This window comes from Arthrobacter sp. EM1, assembly GCF_029964055.1.
GTDB lineage: Bacteria > Actinomycetota > Actinomycetes > Actinomycetales > Micrococcaceae > Arthrobacter.
Window position 1 is genome coordinate 1,014,338 of the sequence record NZ_CP124836.1, and the last position, 21,403, is coordinate 1,035,740.

Annotated in this window: 16 protein-coding genes; 12 read left to right on the forward strand and 4 right to left on the reverse strand. The window is 67.7% G+C overall.

Annotated elements, in window-relative coordinates:
* The first annotated feature begins 1 nt into the window (after window position 1).
* Together pheT and QI450_RS04535 are read left to right on the forward strand one after the other, a co-directional pair.
* Entirely contained in the window at window positions 2–2,545 is a 2,544-nt protein-coding gene (gene pheT / locus QI450_RS04530; protein ID WP_226774725.1) for a phenylalanine--tRNA ligase subunit beta, read from the forward strand.
* Window positions 2,546–2,619: 74 nt separating this feature from the next.
* Complete coding sequence (locus tag QI450_RS04535; protein ID WP_226774724.1) at window positions 2,620–3,231, forward strand: 4'-phosphopantetheinyl transferase superfamily protein; 612 nt, start codon at window positions 2,620–2,622, stop codon at window positions 3,229–3,231.
* An 18-nt stretch (window positions 3,232–3,249) separates the two neighbouring features.
* On the opposite strand, the gene QI450_RS04540 is transcribed toward QI450_RS04535, so the two are convergent.
* The 4 genes from QI450_RS04540 to QI450_RS04555 all read right to left on the reverse strand — a co-directional run bounded on the left by QI450_RS04540 (window position 3,250) and on the right by QI450_RS04555 (window position 11,054).
* Window positions 3,250–4,641: a M1 family metallopeptidase gene (locus QI450_RS04540; RefSeq protein WP_226774723.1), complete on the reverse strand. Its 1,392-nt coding sequence runs from the start codon at window positions 4,639–4,641 to the stop codon at window positions 3,250–3,252.
* A 44-nt stretch (window positions 4,642–4,685) separates the two neighbouring features.
* A complete protein-coding gene (locus QI450_RS04545; RefSeq protein ID WP_226774734.1) occupies window positions 4,686–8,624 on the reverse strand; it encodes a Pls/PosA family non-ribosomal peptide synthetase in 3,939 nt (1,312 codons plus the stop codon).
* A 156-nt stretch (window positions 8,625–8,780) separates the two neighbouring features.
* Entirely contained in the window at window positions 8,781–9,743 is a 963-nt protein-coding gene (locus tag QI450_RS04550; RefSeq protein ID WP_226774722.1) for a quinone oxidoreductase, read from the reverse strand.
* A 219-nt stretch (window positions 9,744–9,962) separates the two neighbouring features.
* Window positions 9,963–11,054 carry an acyl-CoA desaturase gene (locus tag QI450_RS04555; protein WP_226774721.1) on the reverse strand — a complete coding sequence of 364 codons (1,092 nt, stop codon included), beginning with the start codon at window positions 11,052–11,054 and terminating at the stop codon, window positions 9,963–9,965.
* Window positions 11,055–11,273: 219 nt separating this feature from the next.
* Here QI450_RS04555 and argC point away from each other — a divergent pair, with 219 nt between their 5' ends.
* The 10 genes from argC (at window position 11,274) to QI450_RS04605 (ending at window position 21,400) form a co-directional block, all read left to right on the forward strand.
* On the forward strand, window positions 11,274–12,305 hold the full coding sequence (argC, locus tag QI450_RS04560; protein ID WP_226774720.1) for an N-acetyl-gamma-glutamyl-phosphate reductase: 1,032 nt from the start codon (window positions 11,274–11,276) through the stop codon (window positions 12,303–12,305).
* Window positions 12,302–13,468 (forward strand): bifunctional glutamate N-acetyltransferase/amino-acid acetyltransferase ArgJ, encoded by a 1,167-nt coding sequence (gene argJ / locus QI450_RS04565; protein WP_282468106.1) that lies wholly within the window; start codon window positions 12,302–12,304, stop codon window positions 13,466–13,468. The genes argC and argJ overlap by 4 nt, the downstream gene beginning before the upstream one ends.
* A gap of 9 nt (window positions 13,469–13,477) precedes the next feature.
* Window positions 13,478–14,434, forward strand: a complete 957-nt coding sequence (gene argB / locus QI450_RS04570) for an acetylglutamate kinase (protein ID WP_226774717.1) — start codon at window positions 13,478–13,480, stop codon at window positions 14,432–14,434.
* Window positions 14,431–15,690 (forward strand): acetylornithine transaminase, encoded by a 1,260-nt coding sequence (locus QI450_RS04575; RefSeq protein ID WP_226774716.1) that lies wholly within the window; start codon window positions 14,431–14,433, stop codon window positions 15,688–15,690. Before argB ends, QI450_RS04575 begins: the two co-directional genes overlap by 4 nt.
* Window positions 15,691–15,701: 11 nt before the next feature.
* Window positions 15,702–16,721: an ornithine carbamoyltransferase gene (gene argF / locus QI450_RS04580; RefSeq protein ID WP_226774733.1), complete on the forward strand. Its 1,020-nt coding sequence runs from the start codon at window positions 15,702–15,704 to the stop codon at window positions 16,719–16,721.
* Complete coding sequence (locus QI450_RS04585; RefSeq protein ID WP_226774715.1) at window positions 16,721–17,251, forward strand: arginine repressor; 531 nt, start codon at window positions 16,721–16,723, stop codon at window positions 17,249–17,251. The genes argF and QI450_RS04585 overlap by 1 nt, the downstream gene beginning before the upstream one ends.
* A gap of 61 nt (window positions 17,252–17,312) precedes the next feature.
* Window positions 17,313–18,518 carry an argininosuccinate synthase gene (locus QI450_RS04590; RefSeq protein ID WP_226774714.1) on the forward strand — a complete coding sequence of 402 codons (1,206 nt, stop codon included), beginning with the start codon at window positions 17,313–17,315 and terminating at the stop codon, window positions 18,516–18,518.
* Window positions 18,518–19,933, forward strand: a complete 1,416-nt coding sequence (argH, locus tag QI450_RS04595) for an argininosuccinate lyase (RefSeq protein ID WP_226774713.1) — start codon at window positions 18,518–18,520, stop codon at window positions 19,931–19,933. The genes QI450_RS04590 and argH overlap by 1 nt, the downstream gene beginning before the upstream one ends.
* Before the next feature lie 136 nt (window positions 19,934–20,069).
* Window positions 20,070–20,600, forward strand: coding sequence for a pyridoxamine 5'-phosphate oxidase family protein (locus QI450_RS04600; RefSeq protein ID WP_226774712.1), 531 nt, complete (start codon window positions 20,070–20,072; stop codon window positions 20,598–20,600).
* Between the two features lie 38 nt (window positions 20,601–20,638).
* A complete protein-coding gene (locus QI450_RS04605; protein WP_226774711.1) occupies window positions 20,639–21,400 on the forward strand; it encodes a maleylpyruvate isomerase family mycothiol-dependent enzyme in 762 nt (253 codons plus the stop codon).
* The last annotated feature ends 3 nt before the right edge of the window (window positions 21,401–21,403 follow it).

The following is a 21,403-nucleotide window of genomic DNA, read 5'->3' on the forward strand; positions in this document are numbered from 1 at the left end:
CGTGCGTATCCCACTTTCCTGGCTGCGTGAATTCGCGCAGGTACCGGCCGGAGCGACGGCCGAAGACGTGATGGCCGACCTGGTCAAGGTCGGTTTTGAAGAAGAAGCAGTGCACCGCCCGACGGATGCCCTGCAGGGTCCCGTGGTGGTGGGCCAGGTGCTGAGCATCGTCAAGGAACCCCAGACCAACGGCAAGACCATCAACTGGTGCCAGGTCCGGGTGGTCCCCGAAGGCCAGCAGCAGACCCTGACAGGCGAGGGCATCGACCCCGCCGGCGTCCAGGGCATCATCTGCGGCGCGCACAACTTCGTGGCAGGCGACAAGGTCGTTGTCACCCTTCCGGGCGCCGTGCTGCCCGGCGACTTCCGCATCTCCGCCCGGAAGACCTACGGGCACCTTTCCGCGGGAATGATCGCTTCGGTGCGCGAACTTGGCATCGGCGAGGACCACGACGGCATCCTGGTGCTCTCGCGGATCGGGCTGGACCCGGAAATTGGCACCGACGCCATGGAACTGCTGGGCCTTTACGACCAGGCCGCCGAAATCAACGTCACCCCGGACCGCGGTTACGCGTTCTCCCTCCGCGGGGTGGCCCGCGAGTACGCGCACGCGACCGGCACGACCTTCACCGACCCGGCAGCCAGGGTCCAGGCACCTGCGGAACTGGCCGGCGGTTACGGCGTGCAGCTCAACGACGGCGCCCCGATCTACGGTAAGCCCGGCTGTGACCGTTTTGTGGCCCGCACCGTCCGCGGCGTCGACGCGACGAAGCCCACGCCCCCGTGGATGACCTCCAGGCTCCGGCTCGCCGGCATCCGCTCGATCTCGCTGCCGGTGGACGTCTCGAACTACGTCATGCTGGAACTCGGCCAGCCCACCCACTGCTACGACCTGGACACCCTGTCCGGTGACATTGTGGTCCGTCGGGCGGCGGCCGGGGAAAAGATCACCACCCTGGACGGCAAGGAACGCACGCTCGACGTCGAGGACCTCCTGATCACCGACGGTTCCGGGGCGATCGGCATTGCCGGCGTGATGGGCGGTGCCGCCACCGAGGTGTCCGATGCCACCACAAACGTCCTCGTGGAGGCTGCGCACTTCGACGAAGTGTCCATCGCACGCTCCCGCCGCCGCCACAAGCTCCCGTCCGAAGCCTCCAAGCGCTTCGAACGCGGCGTTGACTGGCAGGTGGCCGGCATCGCCGCACAGCGGGTTGTTGACCTCCTGGTCGAGCTCGCCGGCGGCACCGCCGTCGCCGAGGGGACCGACGTCGGCACCGCACCCGCCGCCGTCGCCGTCGAGTTGCCAGCGGCTTTCGCCGCGGAACGTATTGGGATCGACTTCACCGAGGAACAGATCCTCAGCTCGCTCGAGGACCTGGGTGCAGTTGTTGTCAAAAACGAGGGCGGGTACACGGTGACGGCGCCAAGCTGGCGCAACGACCTGGAAACCAAGGAAGACCTGACCGAGGAAATTGCGCGCCTGGTCGGCTATGACAAAATCCCCGCGTCACTGCCCGTGGCACCCCCTGGCCGCGGGTTGACCCGCGTCCAGCAGCAACGCAGGCGCCTCGTCCAGGCGCTGGCAGCCGCCGGCCTCACCGAGGTCCTCGCGTACCCGTTCGTCTCCCAGGCCGCCAACGACACGTTTGGCGTTGCCACTGAAGGAGCGCCGCGCACGGCACTCAAGCTCGCCAACCCGATCAGCGAGGAGCAAGGCTACCTGCGCACCTCGATCCTGCCGGGCCTGATCGAGGTGGCTAAACGCAACCATTCGCGCGGCTTCCGCGACCTGGCCCTGTTCGAGGCCGGGCTGGTTTTCCTGCCGGGTGACACACTCGGCACCGCCACGATCCCGCCCCTTGGCGTCCGGCCGGGCGATGAAGTGCTCGACGGTTTGTATAACGGTGTGCCGGACCAGCCGCTGTACCTCGCCGCGGTGCTTACCGGCCACGACTCACCGGTTGCCGCCGGCCACAGTCCCCGGGTATGGGACTGGGCCGATGCCGTGGACATCGCCCGGATCGCCGGCGACGTGCTCGGCGTCGAAATCGTTGTTAGCCAGGGCCGGCACCAGGCCTTCCACCCGGGACGGGCCGCGCAACTGGCGCTCCGCACCGGGGAGGTCCTGGGCTACGCCGGCGAACTGCACCCGAAACTGCTGGCCGCCCACGACATGCCGGCACGGTCGGTGGCGCTCGAATTCAACGCCGATGCCCTCTTTGAGGCTGCCGCCGACGTGATCGTCGCCCGGCACCTGTCGACGTTCCCGGTGGCGAGCCAGGACGTCGCCCTGGTGGTGCCGCTGGAGGTCCCCGCTGACGAAGTGGAGTCGGCTCTGCGCGCGGGAGCCGGCGAGCTGCTTGAAGACGTTGCACTCTTCGACGTGTACGCGGGCAAGGGCATCGAGGACGGCAAAAAGTCGCTGGCTTTCAGCCTGCGCTTCCGTGCCGCTGACCGCACGCTGACAGCCGAGGAGGCGTCCGCGGCGCGCGAGGGTGCCGTGGCAGCTGCGCACGAGCGTTTCGGGGCAGTCCAACGCTAGAGCACGGAAGAACACTCGCCGTCGCCGGGGCCACCGTCCGGTCCGTTCGTCTTGCCGACGTCGGACCGGACGGTGTGGCCTTCCTCGATCAAGCAGAACGCGCCCGTGCAGCGGGCCTCAAAGACGACCCCACCCGGCGGGACTTTGTGGCCGGCCGGATCGCGTTGCGCGCTTTTGCTGCCGGGATCCTGGCGGTGCACCCCGGAGAACTAACGGCCGCCTATGTGTGCCCTGATTGCGGCACCGGCCCGGAGAATGACCATGGCCGGCCAGGCTACCGGATTGCCGGTCTTCCCGCCGGCCTGAACCTAAGCCTGTCGCGCAGCCGCGGCTGGGCCCTGCTGGCAGCAGTGCACACCCGGGAACCGGGGGTCCGTCCCGGCATCGACCTGGAGCACAGCTCCGGTGTGACGTTCCCGGGGTTCGACGTCGTTGCCCTCACCCCTGCCGAACGGGAGCGGCTCAATACGCTTCCCCCCGACCAGGCAACGGGCTGGCGGGCTGCTGCCTGGGCGCGCAAGGAAGCGCTGCTCAAATCACGCGGTACCGGGTTGCGGGTCGATCCGGCTACGGTGGAGGCTTTCGCGGAGCCCGGGGACGGCATTGTCCTTATTGAACTGGACACGGTTGCACTGGGCCTGCCTGCGGGATTCGCCGCCGCGCTAGCTGTTCCGGGAACCGCTTAGCAACAAAGGGCCAGGAGATCACTTTGGGCCGCCGGCCGGAAGTGCCGGCAGCGCTTCCTGGTACAGCCACGGGTGCAGCAGCGCTTCCGTGTCGAGGCCTGTCGCGTGGTCCGCGGTGAGAATGAACTGCGCCGTCGAGACCGAGCCGTGGCGGTACTGCCCCGCCCACTCATGCAGCAGCGAAAAAAACGCCAGGTCGCCGCAGCGCAGGCGGAGGGCGTGCAGCGCCAAGGCCCCGCGTTTGTACACCCGGTCATCGAACATCAGCTCCGGACCGGGGTCGCCCACGAGCAGGTCCTGCGCGCCGGTGCTGAGCTTCCGCCAGGCGGCGGCGGCCCGGCGCGCCACAGTCATAACGCCGGCTTCCTCGGACCAGATCCATTCGGCATAGCAGGCGAAGCCCTCATGCAGCCAAATGTCCTTCCAGGACGCTGCCGTCAGCGAATTGCCGAACCACTGGTGGGACAACTCGTGGGCGATGAGCCGCTGCGACTCCCAGTCCTGTTCCAGCTGGTTGGGGCCGAAAATCGACAGGCTCTGCGCCTCGAGCGGGATCTCCAGCTCATCCCCGGCCACCACTACCGTGTACTCGGCGAACGGGTAGGGGCCGAAGCAATCGATGAAGGTACGCATCATTTCCGGCTGCCTCCTCAGCCCTTCGCGTGCCTTGTCCGCAAGCTCAGCAGGAACCGCGACGTGCTGGGGCACCTGCGATGCCGGGCGGACCGGGTTGAGGGCCAAGAGCTCGTAGCGGCCGATCTGAACCGTGGCGAGGTACGTGGCCATGGGCTCGGCCTGTTCGTAGACCCAGGTCTCGCGGCTGGACCGGCCGGTGCGGGCGACCAGGATCCCGTTGCACACCGCCCGGTAGTGTGCGTCAGTGGTCACCGAGATCCGATAGCTGGCCTTGTCCAAGGGGTGGTCGTTGCAGGGGAACCAGGACGGTGCGCCGTTCGGCTGGCCAGCCACCAGCACACCATCGGTCAGTTCTTCCCATCCCACGTCGCCCCATAAGCCCCGGCGGGGGGAGGGGTTTCCCTCGTAACGGACGTCCACAGTGAATTCTTCGCCCGGCATCAGGGCGGCGTCGGGGACAATGACCAGCTGGTCGGCGCGCTGGCTGAACTTGCGGACCTTCCGACCGGAGAGCTGGATTTTGCTGGCCCGGAGCCCGGTCAGGTCCAGCACAATGGCCGAGGTGGCGCGTTGTGTCACCGCGTGCACAGTGGCCCGCCCGTTCAGGCGGTTGCTGCTGAGCTTGTAGTCCAGTTCGAGTTCATACCGGGTGACGCGGTAGGCATTGGTGCCATGGCCCGGCAGGTACGGATCAGGAGAGCCCGCCGGATCATCCGCGGGCAGGCCGCCTCCGGTGCCGGTTGCGGCGGTGGACCTCTGGGGGCTGGAACTCATTAGACGGCCTTCGGGTTGGCAGGTGCGGGTCGGGCGGGAGCGTGCTACTTCGGCTTGGGGGCAGCCACTGCCGGCCCGCCCCACGGGCTCACCGGGTTGCCCATCCAGTACGTCGCGGCAGGGACAGTTTCACCCCGCATCACAAGGGATGCCGGGCCTACGGTGCCACCTTTGCCGATCCGGGCCTGCGGGAGGATGACTCCGTGCGGGCCCATTGTTGCCCCGTCATCGAGCGTAACAGTGTCAATGCTCATCACACGGTCATGGAACAGATGGGTCTGGACCACACAACCCCGGTTAACCGTGGTGTTCCGGCCCAGGGTCACCAGGTCCGCCTCGGGCAGCCAGTAGCTTTCGCACCAGGTGCCCGCGCCGATCCTGGCGCCGAGGGCCCGGAGCCACCAGACCAGGGCCGGGGTCCCGGTGGCCGCCCGGGCGAACCAAGGGGCGCTGACCATTTCAATGAACGTGTCCACCACCTCGTTGCGCCAGATGAAGGAACTCCACAACGGGTGCTCACCGGGTTTGATGCGCCCTACCAGCAACCATTTCGCCACCACAGCACTGCCCGCCGCCACCGCTCCGGCGATGAGAATCACCACGCCGCCCAGGAGCGCCGCGATGCCGTAATTCGTGGCGGAGGCAAGCCAGTCGAAGGCGAGGAAAACGCCGGCCGCGATTGCGACGGTCACCACGACGGGAACAAAACGGCACAGTTCCCAGAGCGACCGGGCGACCTTGAGCCTGAGCGGCGGCTGGTACGTCCGGGTGTCATCGGAGGCGATGGCGGTGCGACGGAGCCGCACCGGCGGACTGCCCAGCCAGGAGGTGCCGGCCTTGGCTTTGGCGGGGGTCGCTGACAGCACGGCAACCAGGGAGTTCTTGGGCACATTGCGGCCGGCCGCCGTCATCCCGGAATTGCCCAGGAAGGAGCGTTTGCCGATCTTCGCGGGCGCGATCCGCAACCAGCCGCCGTCGAGTTCGTACGAGGCCACCATCGTGTCGTCGGCCAGGAAGGCTCCCTCGCCCACAGTGGTCATCTTCGGGATCAACAGCACCGTCGAAGCCTCCACGTTCTTGCCGATCTTCGCGCCAAGCAGGCGCAGCCAGACCGGAGTGAAGAGGCTCGCATAGATCGGGAAGAGCACGTCCCGGGCCAGGTCCAGGACCCGCTCGGTAGCCCAGACCTGCCAGCCGATTCTGCTGCGCACCCGGTAATATCCTTCGGCCAGGCCCAGGCTGAGGAGCCGGGTGGTCAGCAGGATCAGCAGCAGGTTGGACAGGAACCAGACGAGGGCCGCCGGCGCAATGGCCAGCAGCAGCTGCGGAACCGCTGCCGTCAACGAAGCGCCGCCTCGAATGAAGGCATAAACCACTAAGGCCGCGGCAGCAGCGGAGATCACGGGAATCAGGGCCAGTACGGCGGACGCTGTGGCGAAGCCGACAAACCAGAGCCTGCCGATTATGGGGTGCTCGGCGGGAGCCTCCGGCCAGGAGGGTTTGGCTTTGCCCCGCCGCTCCGCGGGTGAGCCGGCGACCAACTGCCCGGACTTCACCTTGCCCAGCACGGCCGATCCGGGCTCCACCCGGGCTCCGGCACCGATCGAGGCACCGGGCATAAGGGTACTGCGTGCACCGACAGTTGCGCCGGGCCCGATATGGATGGCGCCGATATGGACTACGTCGCCGTCAATCCACCAGCCGGACAGATCGACCTCAGGTTCGACGTTGCAACCGGTGCCCAGCGAGAGCATTCCCGTGACCGGAGGCAGCGAGTGCAACTGGACATTGTTGCCGATTTTCGCCCCGAGGGCGCGTGCGTAATAGGGCACCCACGGGGCACTGGCGAGGCTGACGGCGCCTGCGAGGTCCTGGATCTGCTCGGCCAGCCACAGGCGCAGGTGCACCCGGCCGGAGCGGGGGTAGACTCCCGGCACTACCTTGCGCAGCAGCAGGCGCGCTGCCGCGACGGAGATCAGCATCCGGCCGGCCGGACTGACAAAAACGAGCCAGGAGGCTCCCACCCACCACCAGGAAACCGTGGGCGCCGCAGTGAAGCCGGCGAGCCAGGAGAGCAGATTGTTCGCCGCCATCACATAAGTCAGCCAGCGCATGCCGACCAGGAGGTGCAGCGGAACCCCCATCAGTGTCTGGAAAACCTGCGACTTGCGGGCCGTGCGCCGGACCGTGCGTTCCGGGGCCGGTCCTGCCCCGCCCTCGGGCAGCGACAGGCGTGCAGTATCGATGAGAGCCCCGATCCGGGGCGTGGCATAGATGTCGGCCACCGTGATCGTTGGATAGCGCACGCGCAGGGCCGAGACAAGCTGCGCGGCAGCGAGGGACCCGCCGCCGTAGGCGAAGAAGTCGGCGTCCAGGCCGGACACGGCGCTGCCCAGGACGGAACTCCACTGCTCCACGATCCAGCCGGCATCATCGGGCAGGTTCAGCGGGGCCGCGGCGGCGTCGGCGGCGCCGGCCCCCACCAGCGGCCACGGAAGCGCGTGCCGGTCCACCTTGCCGCTGGTCTTGGTGGGCAGCGAATCGACAACTGTCAGCAGCGGAATCAAGGGGGCCGGCAGGCTCTTGCCGAGGAGCTCACGTGCGGCGGTGAGATCGAGGTCGCGCCCGCCGGCCGGGGCCAGGTACCCCACTAGGATCTGGTTTCCAGCCGCCGTCGTCTGCACCGTCGCGGCCGCACCTGCGACGTCCGGCAACGCCTGCAGGGCGGAGTCGATCTCGCCCAGTTCGATCCGGCGCCCGCCTAGCTTGACCTGTTCGTCGGCGCGGCCCTGAAAGATCAGCCCCTCCGCTTCGTACCTGACCAGGTCGCCCGAGCGGTAGGCCCGCGTCCAGCCCAGCGAAGGCATCGGGGCAAATTTCTCAGCGTCCTTGGCCGGGTCAAGGTAACGGGCCAGGCCGACGCCGCCAATGATTAGTTCGCCAACCTCGCCTTCACCCACCGGCCGGGCTTCAGCGTCGACGACGGCGAGGTCCCACCCGTCCAGCGGCAAGCCGATCCGGATTGGGCCGGGCCCGCCCAATCGAGCGGCGCAGGCGACAACGGTGGCCTCGGTGGGGCCGTAGGTGTTCCAGACTTCGCGGCCTTCGACGGCGAGCCTCTCGGTCAGTTCCGGCGGGCACGCTTCGCCGCCGAAGATCAGCAGCCGGACGCTCTCCATGGACTCCACCGGCCAGAGCGCGGCCAGTGTAGGTACTGTGGAAACGACAGTGATGCCGTGGCTGATCAGCCACGGGCCGAGGTCCATCCCGGTCCGGACCAACGCCCGGGGCGCCGGGACGAGGCAGGCGCCGTGCCGCCAGGCTAGCCACATTTCCTCGCAGGAGGCGTCGAAAGCCACGGACAGGCCGGCAAGGACGCGGTCCTGGGGGCCAATCGGATCGTCCTGCAAAAAGATCCGCGCCTCGGCGTCGACGAATGCCGCGGCGGAACGATGCTGCACGCCGACGCCTTTCGGCGTTCCGGTGGACCCCGAGGTGAAGATGACCCAGGCGTCGTCGTCCGGCGCGGGAGGCCGGGGAGCCGGAAACGGCCGGGGCAGCTGGCGTGCCGTCACTATCTCGCCGGCACCGCGAAGCGTCCCGGCGATCCGTGCTTCGCCGAACACCAGCCTGGCCCGCTCTTCCGGGTCGTCCGCGTCCACCGGAACATACGCCGCCCCGACCATCATGATGGCCAGGATTGAGACATACAGCAGGTTGGTACCGGAGGGAATCCGGACACCGATCCTGTCCCCGGCACCCAGCCCTGCGGCGTGCAGCTCCCTTGCCCGGGCCCGGACTGCCGCCATAAGCTGCGCATAACTGAGCGACTCGTGACCGTCATCGAGCGCGGAGGCGTCCGGAAAGCGTTTGGCCGTGTCCTGCAGGATGTCAACGAGCGTCCGCTCCGGCGGAGTGGCGGGGGACCCTGCAAGCTGGGCCGGGAAGACCGTGTTTAGGGTGGCGGCATCCTGCGGGAGCACGGTGCTTGTGGGTTGCTGCTGTTGCTCAGTCACGGGGGCATCGTCTCTGACCTAGGTAAATGGAAGGTGTCCGGCGTCGCTTTGTGTTAATGATCCGCCTCAAGCCGGATGTGCGCACGCTGGTCCCGGATAACGGCGGACCCTGGCGGTCCTGGTTTAGGGGACCAGGATGACCTTGCCCGTGGTGCGGCGCTGCTCCAGGTCTTCGTGTGCCCGGGCGGCTTCCGCGAGATCATAGCGGGCGCCAATCCGGACCTTGAGGCTTCCGTCAGCCACCGCGGCGAAAAGCTCGTCCGAGCGCCAGCGGCGTTCCCGGGCATCACGCAGGAAATGTGCAATCGTCGGGCGGGTCAGGTACAAGGATCCGCCGGCGTTGAGCCGCTGCGGATCGAACGGCGGCACAGGCCCGGACGCGGCGCCAAAGAGCACCAGTGTGCCGCGGATACGCAGGGCGGACAGGGAACCGTCGAAGGTGTCCTTCCCGACGCCGTCGTAGACCACGTCCGCGCCGGTCCCGTCGGTCAGTTCGCGGACCTTTGCCGCGAAGCCGTCGTAGCGCAGCACGTGGTCGGCTCCGGCGCCGCGGGCCAGTTGTTCCTTTTCATCCGTGGACACGGTGGTGATAACGCGTGCGCCCTTGGCCTTGAGCAGCTGGATCAGCAGCAGCCCGACGCCGCCCGCTCCGGCGTGCAGCAGGACGGTGTGGCCCGGCTCCACCGTGAAGGAGGAATTGATCAGGTAGTGCGCGGTGATGCCCTGCAGGGGAAGGGCGGCTGCGGTGAAATCGTCCACGCCGCGGGGGACCGGCAGGGCTTTGTCCTCATCGACAAGTGCGTAGCCGGCGTAGCAGTTGATGCCTTCCGCCGTCGCCACCCGGTCGCCGGGGGAGAACCCGGTGACGCCGTCGCCGAGATCCGCCACGGTGCCGGCGGCCTCGGAGCCGGGGGTGAAGGGGTAGTCCACCTGATAGCTGCCGCTGCGCTTGTAGGTGTCGATGAAGTTGACGCCGGCGGCGGCGACCTTGATCAGCAGCTGGCCGGGGCCCGGCGTCGGGCGCTCCACCCCGGTCAGCGTGAGGACACCGGGACCCCCGGCCTCGCGGGCGACGATTGCGTGCATTAGCTGTCTCCTTGCTTGAGCTGAAGTTCCTGGGCTGCAAACCGGCCCGCATCGGCCGGCTGGGTTTCCGCGGCCCGATCTCCGGCTCCGCTTCTGCACCATCCTAGGGACAGCGACAGCAACGCCGAAGTGGCGGCCGGTATTCGGCCGCCACTTCGGGTCACACTGACGGGCCGGGGCTGCCGGCTTGCCCTTCGCGCAGCGGAGCCCGGCCGCGGCTTAGAAGCGTCGGGTCACGGTCGCCATCGGGCACTCGAAGTGGCGTCCGGCGGAGAGACCGACCTCGTTGAGGTAGCGCACGATGATGCCGTAGGACTGCAGCAGGGTGGTTTCCGTGTAGGGAACCTGGTGCTTCGCGCAGAATTCGCGGACGATCACGGCGGCCTTGTCGAGCTGCGGCCGGGCCATATCCGGGAAGAGGTGGTGTTCGGCCTGGCGGTTGAGGCCGCCCAGCAGGATGTCCATCCAGGGGCCACCGGAAATATTCCGTGACGTCAGGACCTGCCGGCTGAAGAAGTCAACGCGGCTGTCCGCCGGCAGAACCGGCATGCCCTTGTGGTTAGGGGCGAACGAGGCGCCCATGTAGAACCCGAAGACGGCCAGCTGGACCCCGATGAACGCAAGGGCAACGCCCCACGGCAGGAACGTGAAGGCCAATACCGGGAGCAGGCTGAGCCGGACCAGGAGAATCGGGATTTCCACCCAGCGGTGTGTGACTTTGGCGCGCTGGAAGATGAACTTGATTGAATCGATCTGGAGGCCCAGGCCGACGAGGAACAGCAGCGGGAAAAAGAGCCAGCCCTGTTTGCGGGTGAGGAAGGAGAACCGTCCCTGCCGGGTAGCGGCAGCCTCCGGGAAGAAGGCGATGGCGCCGGTGGCGATGTCCGGGTCTTTGGAAATGACGTTCGGGTGGTTGTGGTGCGCGCCGTGCTTCTGCTCCCACCAGGAGTAGCTGATGCCGGCGACCGAGGTGGCAAGGAGCCGGGCGGCCCAGTCGTTGGCGCGGCGGGAGGCGAAGATCTGGCGGTGTCCGGCCTCGTGGGCCAGGAAACTCAGCTGGGTGCAGAGGATGCCCAGCGCCGCGGCGATAAGGAGTTGGAACCAGCTGTCACCGATCAGCGCAAAGCCGAACCAGGTGGCGGTCATCAGAAGGACCAGGACGGAGAAGACCGTGACGTAGAAGCCGACGCGGCGTTCGAGGAGGCCGGCGGACTTGACGGTCTTGAGGAGTTCCGAGTAGCTCAGGACAACGGCGTTGGGCTGGCGGAGGCGAGATTTGGGTCGCTCCGGCGTAGCAGTGGTGGGGGTCATGGAGCTCGCGCCTCGTAACTGTTACGGGCAACGCTGCATCCGACATTCGGATTGCACGGTCTGGATCACCCACGACCAAGCATACGCCCCCGGGCCATCGGGACCCCTCCCGCGGTGCAGCCCAGGTGCACTCCGCGGCCGGGTGACCATGGCCGGGCGCGGCTCAGCTGATGCATAATTATCGACATCTATGCATACTCTTGCTGTATAGTTCCCTGTATGACTATTTCTGTTGCCGTATCCGGCGCAAGCGGTTATGCCGGCGGCGAGGTGCTGCGGCTCCTTGCCGGTCATCCCAACGTAACGATCGGTGCCATCACGGCCCACAGCAACGCCGGTTCCAGACTAGGGGAATTGCAGCCCCATCTCCACGGTTTGGCCAGCCGTATCCTCGAAGACACCACAGTGGCCAACCTGTCCGGACACGACGTTGTGTTCCTGGCCTTGCCGCACGGAGCCTCCGGGGAGATCGCCGCGCAACTGCCCGCAGGCACCCTCGTGATCGACGCCGGCGCCGACCACCGGCTCGAGGATGCGGCCGCTTGGGAAAAGTTCTACGGCTCCCCGCACGCCGGCACTTGGCCCTACGGGCTCCCGGAGCTTCCCGGCCAGCGTGAGGCGCTCCGGGGCGCCACCCGGATCGCCGTGCCGGGCTGCTACCCGACCTCGGTCCTGCTGGCCCTTACCCCTGGTTTTAGTAACCACCTGCTGCAGCCCGACGACGTTGTTATCGTTTCCGCATCCGGAACCTCCGGGGCCGGTAAGGCGGCCAAAGCCAATCTGATCGGCGCCGAGGTGATGGGCTCGATGAGCCCCTATGGTGTGGGGGGCGGGCACCGGCACACGCCCGAGATTGAGCAGGGGCTTTCGGCGGCCCTCAACGCTCCGGTAACGGTGTCCTTTACGCCCACGCTGGCCCCCATGAGCCGGGGCATCCTCACCACCGCCACGGCGAAGGTGCGCCCCGGCGTTACTGCCGGGGAGCTCCGCCAGGCCTGGAGCGAGGCCTACGACGACGAGCCGTTTGTGCACTTGCTGCCCGAAGGCCGATGGCCCTCGACAAAGTCGGTCCAGGGGTCCAACCACGCCGTGATGCAGCTGGCACTCGACGGGCACACCGGCAGGGTAATCGTTACGTGCGCCATCGACAACCTGACCAAAGGGACCGCCGGCGGAGCCGTGCAGTCCATGAACATTGCCCTCGGCCTGGCGGAAACCGCCGGCCTCGATCTGCAGGGAGTAGCACCGTGAGCATCACCACCCCCCAGGGATTCCGTGCCGCCGGAGTCACCGCCGGCCTCAAGGCCTCCGGCAACCCCGACCTCGCCCTTGTGGTCAACGACGGCCCCGCCAAGGCCGCCGCGGCCGTGTTCACCTCCAACCGGGTGGCCGCAGCCCCCGTGCACTGGTCCCGAGAGGTGGTCAAGGACGGCCGCGTGGATGCCGTTGTGTTGAACACCGGCGGGGCCAACGCCTGCACCGGCCCGCAAGGCTTCCAGAACACCCACACCACCGCCGAAAAGACCGCCGAAGCCCTCGGCATCTCCGCCACCGACGTCTTCGTCTGTTCCACCGGCCTGATCGGCGAGCAACTGCCGATGGATAAGGTCCTCGCCGGGATCGGGGCGGCAAGCGCAGCGCTGAGCACAGGCGGCGGCTCCGATGCTGCCACCGCCATCATGACCACGGACTCGGTGTCCAAACAGGCCGTCTTCACCGGTACCGACGCCGACGGCAAGGAATTCACCATCGGCGGTATGGCCAAGGGTGCCGGCATGCTCGCCCCCGGGCTCGCCACCATGCTCGTGGTGCTCACCACTGACGCTGACGTCCAGCCGGACATGCTCGACGTTGTACTCCGCGACGCCACCCGGGTCACCTTCGACCGGGCGGACTCGGACGGTTGCATGTCCACCAACGACACGGTGGTGCTGCTCGCCTCCGCAGCGTCCGGCGCCGTGCCGTCGGCCGCCGACTTCGGCGCCGGCCTGACCCGGGTCTGCGCAGAACTGGCCCGCAAACTGATCGGCGACGCAGAAGGAGCCAGCCACGACATCGCCATCCGCACCTTCAACGCCGCCAGCGAAAAGGACGCCGAAGTCGTCAGCCGCGCAGTGGCCCGCTCCAACCTCTTTAAGGCCGCGATCTTCGGCAAGGACCCCAACTGGGGCCGGGTGCTCTCCGCCGTCGGCACCACCGACGCCGCCTTCGAACCCGACCGGCTCAATGTGTCCATGAACGGCGTGCAGATCTGCCGCAACGGCAGCATCGGCGACGACCGGAGCCTCGTGGACCTGGCACCCCGCGAGGTCCTGGTCGAGATCGACCTCCAGGCCGGTAACGCCGAGGCCACCATCCTGACCAACGACCTCACCCACGACTACGTCCACGAAAACAGCGCCTACTCCAGCTAGGGGATGCCGATGAACGCCCAGACCCGCGAGACCACGTCCATGTCCGATGCCCAGGGCAAGGCCGGCACCCTGATCGAGGCCTTGCCCTGGATCCAGCGCTTTGCCGGCACCACGATGGTGATCAAATACGGCGGCAACGCCATGGTTAACGATGAGCTGCGCCGCGCCTTTGCCGAGGACGTCGTTTTCCTGCACCACGTCGGGATCCACCCGGTCGTGGTGCACGGCGGCGGCCCGCAGATCAACGCCATGCTCAGCCGGCTCGGGATCGAATCCGAGTTTAAGGGCGGGCTGCGGGTCACCACGCCGGAGGCCATGGACGTGGTCCGTATGGTCCTCACCGGCCAGGTGGGCCGCGAACTCGTGGGCCTGATCAACTCACACGGCCCCTACGCCGTTGGTATGTCCGGTGAGGACGGCGGGCTGCTCCGGGCCGTCCGGACCGGCACCGTGGTGGACGGCGAGGAGGTGGATCTGGGCCTCGTCGGCGAAGTTGTCGGCGTAAACCCCGAGGGAATCCTGGATATCGTTGCGGCCGGCCGGATCCCGGTGATTTCGACAGTAGCGCCGGAAATATTCGCGGACGGCACCGGTGACCGGGGAACCCACCAAGTGCAGACCACCGGCCAGGTGCTGAACGTCAACGCGGACACCGCCGCCGCGGCCTTGGCCGAGGCGCTCGGCGCCTCGAAGCTGGTTATCCTCACCGATGTTGAGGGTCTCTTCGCCAACTGGCCGGACCGCTCCTCGCTGATTTCCTCGCTTACCGCGTCGGAACTCCGCGAGCTGCTGCCGCGTCTGGAGTCAGGCATGATCCCGAAAATGGAGGCCTGCCTCAAAGCCGTTGAAGGCGGCGTCGAACGCGCACACATCGTGGACGGCAGGCTGGCGCATTCGATGCTGCTGGAGACCTTCACAACAGCGGGCATCGGCACACAGGTCGTCCCGGACGAGGAAAACAAATGAACCAGCTGGAAAAATCCCCCAAACTCAGCGAAATGGTCGGAACCGGCGGCTCCGGTACCGGAGCCGACTGGCTGGCCCGCTACTCCACCTCGCTGCTGGGTGTCTTCGGGACCCCGCAGAGGGTCCTGGTCCGTGGCGCCGGCTGCCTCGTCTGGGACGCGGACGGCAAGGAATACCTGGACCTGCTCGGCGGGATCGCGGTCAATGCCCTCGGCCACGCGCATCCTTTTGTCACATCGGTCGTCTCCAGCCAGCTCGCCACCCTGGGTCACGTCTCCAACTTCTTTACGAGTCCCACCCAGATCGCGCTGGCCGAAAAGCTGCTGGAGATCACCAGCGCGCCGGCCGGTTCCAAGGTGTTTTTCGCCAACTCCGGCACGGAGGCGGTCGAGGCCGCGTTTAAGCTGGCACGGCGCAATGTTGGTTCGGCAGCGACGCCGCGGACCAAAATCATCGCCCTTGAGGGCGCCTTCCACGGCCGGACCATGGGCGCGCTGGCGCTCACCGCAAAGGAGGCCTACCGGGCGCCGTTTGCGCCGCTGCCTGGCGGCGTTGTGCACATCCCCTTCGGTGACATCGACGCGCTCCTGGCCGCAGTGGACGACACCACCGCAGCAGTCTTCCTCGAACCGATCCAGGGCGAGGCCGGCGTCCGGCCGCTGCCCGCCGGCTACCTGCAGGCCGCGCGGGCGGCCACCCGTGCCGTCGGTGCCCTGCTGATCCTGGACGAGGTCCAGACCGGCATCGGCCGTACCGGCAAGTGGCTCGCCAGCGAGGACGCCGGGATTATGCCCGACGCGGTCACGCTCGCCAAGGGCCTCGGTGGCGGCTTCCCGATTGGCGCCCTCGTGACCTTTGGCCCGGAAACTTCCGCGCTGCTCTCCGCCGGCCAGCACGGGACGACGTTCGGCGGCAACCCGGTGGCCACCGCTGCAGCACTGGCCACCCTGCACGTGCTGGCGGACCAGCATGTCCTGGACCACGTCCGGAACGTAGGGGAGCGGCTGCGTGCCGGCCTCGCGGGGATCGACGGCGTTGCCGCGGTCCGCGGCGAAGGGCTCCTGATCGGCTTTGATCTGGACGCCGACGTCGCCCCGACCGTCGTGGCCGCCGGGCTCGACGCAGGCTTTATCGTCAACAGCCCGGGCCCGCACACGATCCGGCTCGCCCCGCCGCTGATCCTCACGACCGAACAGGCCGACCGCTTCCTCGCGGCACTGCCTGCCCTTCTCCAGACAGCAAAGGACGCCCAGTGAACACGACTGAAATGTCGACAGTGACGTCGAACAGCCGGCCCCGGCACTTCCTCAAGGACACCGACCTCACCCCGGCCGAGCAGGCTGAGGTCCTGGACCTTGCCCTGCGGATGAAGGCCGCCCCCTACAGTGTGCAGCCGTTCGCGGCGGAGGCCAGCGGACGCAGGACCGTTGCCGTGATCTTCGATAAGACCTCCACCCGGACTCGGGTCTCGTTCGCCGCGGGCGTGGCCGACATGGGCGGCAATGCGTTGATCATCAACCCGGGCGAGGCGCAGATCGGCCACAAGGAGTCCATCGAGGACACCGCCAAGGTCCTGGAGCGGATGGTGTCCACCATTGTCTGGCGGACCGGTGCCCACGCCGGCCTGGTGGCCATGGCAGCAAACTCCCGGGTGCCGGTCATTAACGCCCTGTGCGATGACTACCACCCCTGCCAGCTCCTCGCCGACCTGCTTACGATCAAGGAACACAAGGGCGAGCTGGCGGGCCTCACCCTAAGCTACCTTGGCGACGCTGCCAACAACATGGCCAACTCCTACCTGCTGGCAGGCGTCACCGCCGGCATGCACGTCCGTGTGGCCGGCCCCGAAGGTTACCTGCCTTCCCCGGCGATCATCGCCGCGGCCGAAGACCGCGCGGCGGAGACCGGCGGGTCGGTTCTTGTCACCATTGACGCTGCCGAGGCGCTGCTGGGGGCCGACGTCGTCGCCACCGACACATGGGTCTCCATGGGCCAGGAGGAGGAGAAGGAGGCCCGGCTGCAGCTGTTCCGCAGCTACGCTGTCGACGAAGCGGCGATGCAGCTGGCGGCGCCGGATGCCGTGGTGCTCCACTGCCTGCCCGCCTACCGGGGCTACGAGATCGCCGCGGCCGTGATCGACGGCCCGCAGTCAATCGTCTGGGACGAGGCCGAGAACCGGCTGCACGCCCAGAAGGCGCTGATGGCTTGGCTGATGCACAACTCCGGCCTCGCCGTCGTTGACGGGCTGGCGCCGAACGGGGAGCCGGCACCGAAGGGGCGCCGATAGTGTCCGTCCAGCCCGCTTCCCCGGGGGCCAGCCCGGCCACCAAGACGGCCCGGCAGGCACGGATCACCGCGATCCTCACGGGTGAGTCGGTCCGTTCACAGGCGGAGCTGGCGGCACTGCTCGCCGACGACGGCGTCCAGGTCACCCAGGCCACCCTCTCCCGGGACCTCGTGGAGCTCGGCGCGGTCCGGGTCCGCGGGAAGGAAGGTGTGCTCGTCTACGCGGTGCCGGGGGAGGGCGGGGAACGCGCGGCCAAAAGCGGTGTCAGCCAGGAAATCCTCGACGCGCGGCTGGCCCGGCTCTGCGCGGAACTGCTGGTCACCGCCGAAGCGTCCGCGAACATTGTGGTGCTCCGAACGCCTCCCGGCGCGGCCAACTTCCTGGCGCTGGCGATCGACCACTCGGTGATGCCGTCCATCCTCGGCACCATCGCCGGGGACGACACCGTGCTGTTGGTCACCCGCGACCCGGTCGGCGGCGCAGCCGTCGCGGCCCGCTTCCTGCGGCTCGCTGATGAAGCCGGCCAATAAACTTCCACCAGAGAACTAAGAACCAAACAACTAAGAACCAAACAACTAAGGAGCAATTGAAGTGACTGAGCGTATTGTGCTGGCCTACTCCGGTGGCCTGGATACTTCCGTAGCTATCGGCTGGATCGGTGAAGCTACCGGTGCCGAGGTGATCGCCGTGGCGGTCGACGTCGGACAGGGCGGCGAGTCGCTGGAGACGATCCGCCAGCGCGCCCTGGGCTGCGGCGCCGTCGAAGCCTATGTGGCTGACGCCTCCGACGAGTTCGCCAACGAGTACTGCATGCCCGCGCTGAAGGCCAACGCCCTCTACCAAGGCCACTACCCGCTGGTTTCCGCGATCTCCCGCCCCGTGATCGTGAAGCACCTGGTCAAGGCTGCCCGCGAATTCGGCGCTACCACGGTGGCCCACGGCTGCACCGGCAAGGGCAACGACCAGGTCCGCTTCGAGGTCGGTATCCAGACCCTCGGCCCGGACCTGAAGTGCATTGCACCGGTCCGTGACCTTGCCCTGACCCGCGACAAGGCCATCGCCTTCGCCGAGGAAAAGGGACTCCCGATCGAGACCACCAAAAAGAACCCGTACTCCATCGACCAGAACGTCTGGGGCCGCGCCGTCGAAACCGGCTACCTCGAGGACATCTGGAACGGTCCCACCAAGGACATCTACGACTACACCGCGACCCCGGAGTTCCCGCCGGCTCCCGACGAGGTCACCATCTCCTTCCACGCCGGTGTCCCGGTCGCGATCGACGGTGTTAAGGTCACCCCGCTGCAGGCCATCAAGGAGCTCAACCGCCGTGCCGGCGCCCAGGGCGTGGGCCGGATCGACGTCGTCGAGGACCGCCTCGTTGGCATCAAGTCCCGCGAAATCTACGAGGCGCCTGGTGCCATGGCGCTGATCACCGCGCACAAGCACCTCGAAGACATCACCATCGAACGCGAGCAGGCCCGGTTCAAGGCCACTGTCGGCCAGCGCTGGTCCGAACTGGTGTACGACGGCCAGTGGTTCTCGCCGCTCAAGCGCTCCCTCGACGCCTTTATCGAAGACACCCAGCGCTACGTCACCGGCGACATCCGGATGGTGCTGCACGGCGGCCAGGCGATCGTCAACGGACGCCGGTCCGGGACCTCGCTCTACGACTTCGACCTCGCCACCTACGACACCGGCGATACCTTCGACCAGTCCATGGCCAAGGGTTTCATCGAGCTGTGGGGCATGTCCGCCAAGGTCGCCTCGGGCCGCGACATCCGCGTCGCAGGTCAGTAGTGGCTTCCGGCACAAATGAAGGCGCGCTGTGGGGCGGCCGGTTCGCCGGCGGACCCGCTGACGCCCTCGCGGCGCTGAGCAAGTCCACGCACTTCGACTGGCGGCTGGCGCGCTACGACATCGCCGGCTCCAAGGCCCATGCCCGCGTCCTGCACAAGGCCGGCCTGCTCGACGACACCGAGCTTGAGGGCATGCTGGACGCCCTGGAACGGCTGGATGCAGACGTGGCCTCCGGTGCCTACCTGCCCGCGGACTCCGATGAGGACGTGCACGGCTCGCTGGAACGGGGTCTGATTGAGCGCGCCGGCACCCAGCTTGGCGGCAAGCTCCGCGCCGGCCGGTCCCGTAACGACCAGGTGGCCACGCTGGGGCGGATGTTCCTGCGTGACCATGCCCGGATCATTGCCCGCGGTGTCCTCGCAACGATCGCTGCTTTGGTGGACCAGGCGAAGGCCCATCAGGGCGTCGCCATGCCCGGCCGCACCCATCTGCAGCACGCCCAGCCCGTGTTGCTGAGCCATCACCTGCTGGCCCACGCCTGGGCGCTGTTGCGCGATGTGCAGCGTTTGGCGGACTGGGACAAGCGGGCCGGGGTGTCACCCTATGGCTCGGGTGCCCTCGCCGGCTCGTCGCTGGGCCTGGACCCGGAGGCTGTGGCCGCGGAACTGGGCTTCTTCTCCGCGACGCACAACTCGATCGACGGCACCGCCTCCCGCGATGTCTTCGCCGAGTTTGCGTGGATCACGGCCATGATCGGAGTGGACCTTTCCCGTGTGTCGGAGGAAGTTATCCTGTGGGCCACGAAGGAGTTCTCCTTTGTTACCCTCCACGATTCCTACTCCACCGGCTCCTCGATCATGCCGCAGAAGAAGAACCCGGATGTGGCGGAACTTGCGCGTGGCAAAGCCGGCCGGCTGATCGGCAACCTGACCGGGCTGCTGGCCACCCTGAAGGGCCTGCCGCTCGCGTACAACCGCGATCTGCAGGAGGACAAGGAACCGGTCTTCGACGCCGCCGACACCTTGGAGGTCCTGCTCCCGGCAGTATCGGGCATGATCGCGACGCTGACGTTCAACACCGAACGGATGGAGTCCCTGGCGCCGCAGGGCTTCGCGCTGGCTACGGACATTGCCGAATGGCTCGTCCGGCAGGGCGTTCCGTTCCGTGAGGCGCACGAGCTGTCCGGGGCTGCGGTCAAGCAGGCGGAAAGCCGCGGCGTCGAGCTTTGGGACCTGACGGATGAGGAATATGCCGCGATCTCCGAGCACCTGACACCCGAGGTCCGTACGGTCCTGTCCACCGAGGGCTCGCTGAACAGCCGCAACTCCCAGGGCGGTACGGCTCCGGCCGCCGTCGAGCGCCAGCTGGTGGCCCTCGAGAGCGAATTGGCCGGGGTCCGCGGGTACGCGGGCTAGCGACACACGCTCCCTCACTTCCTGCAGTATTTCCGCCGACGCTCCTGCACTGCCTGCAGGAGCGTCGGCGGATTTCCTGCCAAAAGTGAGGGAGCGCTGTGCGTTTGCCGCCAAAACTCCCCGCTAGCATTACGGCATGAGCGAAACTTTCCGCCAGTTGCTGCGTGGCCTGCCCGATTTCCCCGATGTACTTCCGGAGTTCGACCCGGCACAAGCGCCCGCTGACCCCGCCGAGCTGTTCCGGCAGTGGTTCGATGAGGCGCTCTCAGCCGGTGTGCGGCAGCCCAACGCCTGCAGCCTGGCCACGGCGGACCGCCTTGGGCGTCCCTCCGCCCGGATGCTCATCCTGAAGGACATCGACGATGGCGGCTGGCACTTCGCCACGTCCCGTGCGTCGCGGAAAGGCCGGGAGCTTGCGGCCAACCCGGAGGCCGCGCTCAACTTCTTTTGGCAGCAGCAGGGCCGTCAGGTCCGGGTGGCCGGCGGTGTTGTTGAGTTGTCGGCGGAGGCCTCCGCCGCAGACTGGCACGCCCGGCCGGGGGCCGACGGCGGCGAGAACCCGGACTGGCAGCTCTATGCCCTCCGGCCCCGCGAAATCGAGTTCTGGCAGGCCCGGCACGACCGCCGGCACATCCGCCACCGCTATGGCCCGGGGCCCTTCAGTTAATCCGGATTTATCCAGGGCGCTCGGTTAGGATGTTCGCCATGACCACAATCACGCCGGAAAAACTCCTGGCAGAACTCCGCCGCGCCGCCGACGTCGTGGCGGGGATAGCTGCCACCTTTTCCGAGGAGGACGTCAAGGCGCCCTCGGAACTGCCGGACTGGACCCGGGGACATGTGCTGGCCCACCTCTGCGGCATCGCCAACGCGATGGCCCGCCAGCTGGAATTCGCCGCGCAGGGCAAGACCATCGAACTCTATGACGGCGGCTTCGAAGGCCGGACCCGGGCGATCGAAATGTCGGCCGGACACCCCGTGGCCGAACACCGCTCCGATCTGGATCACGCCTTGGTCCGGGCGTTGACTGCTTTTGAATCCCTTGACGGCGCCGACTGGCACAGGCCGATCAGTTTCCGCGGGGGAGTTGTGTTCGACGGCGGACTGGCACTCTGGCGCGAATTCGTCATCCACGCCGCAGATCTTGGCACCGGCCGCGGCCCCGAGACCTGGAGCCGGCCGTTCTGCGAGCACCTCTTCGAATTCCTGGCCGCGCGGGTGCCCGACGGGCAGCGCTTTGTCCTCCAGCCGCTCGGACTGCCAGCCGTGGCCATCGGTACGCCCGGCAGCCGATCGACGGCCGTCAACGGGATGCTGACCGACATTGCTGCCTGGCTCGCGGGCCGCACGCCCACTCTCGGCAGCCTGCGCGCCACGGCCGCGGCCGACGGCGTCGACCTCCCGGCGCTGCTTCCGTGGCCGGCCGGGGTGCGCCTGTCACCCGCTGAACCTAACTCGGGCGCCTAACCA

Coding starts and splice junctions, on each gene's coding strand:
- QI450_RS04575 (WP_226774716.1), top strand. CDS start 14,431: ATGAACCAGCTGGAAAAATCCCCCAAACTCAGCGAAATGGTCGGAACC.
- QI450_RS04600 (WP_226774712.1), top strand. CDS start 20,070: ATGAGCGAAACTTTCCGCCAGTTGCTGCGTGGCCTGCCCGATTTCCCC.
- argF (WP_226774733.1), top strand. CDS start 15,702: ATGTCGACAGTGACGTCGAACAGCCGGCCCCGGCACTTCCTCAAGGAC.
- QI450_RS04550 (WP_226774722.1), bottom strand. CDS start 9,743: ATGCACGCAATCGTCGCCCGCGAGGCCGGGGGTCCCGGTGTCCTCACG.
- QI450_RS04540 (WP_226774723.1), bottom strand. CDS start 4,641: ATGAGTTCCAGCCCCCAGAGGTCCACCGCCGCAACCGGCACCGGAGGC.
- argB (WP_226774717.1), top strand. CDS start 13,478: ATGAACGCCCAGACCCGCGAGACCACGTCCATGTCCGATGCCCAGGGC.
- QI450_RS04605 (WP_226774711.1), top strand. CDS start 20,639: ATGACCACAATCACGCCGGAAAAACTCCTGGCAGAACTCCGCCGCGCC.
- argC (WP_226774720.1), top strand. CDS start 11,274: ATGACTATTTCTGTTGCCGTATCCGGCGCAAGCGGTTATGCCGGCGGC.
- QI450_RS04555 (WP_226774721.1), bottom strand. CDS start 11,054: ATGACCCCCACCACTGCTACGCCGGAGCGACCCAAATCTCGCCTCCGC.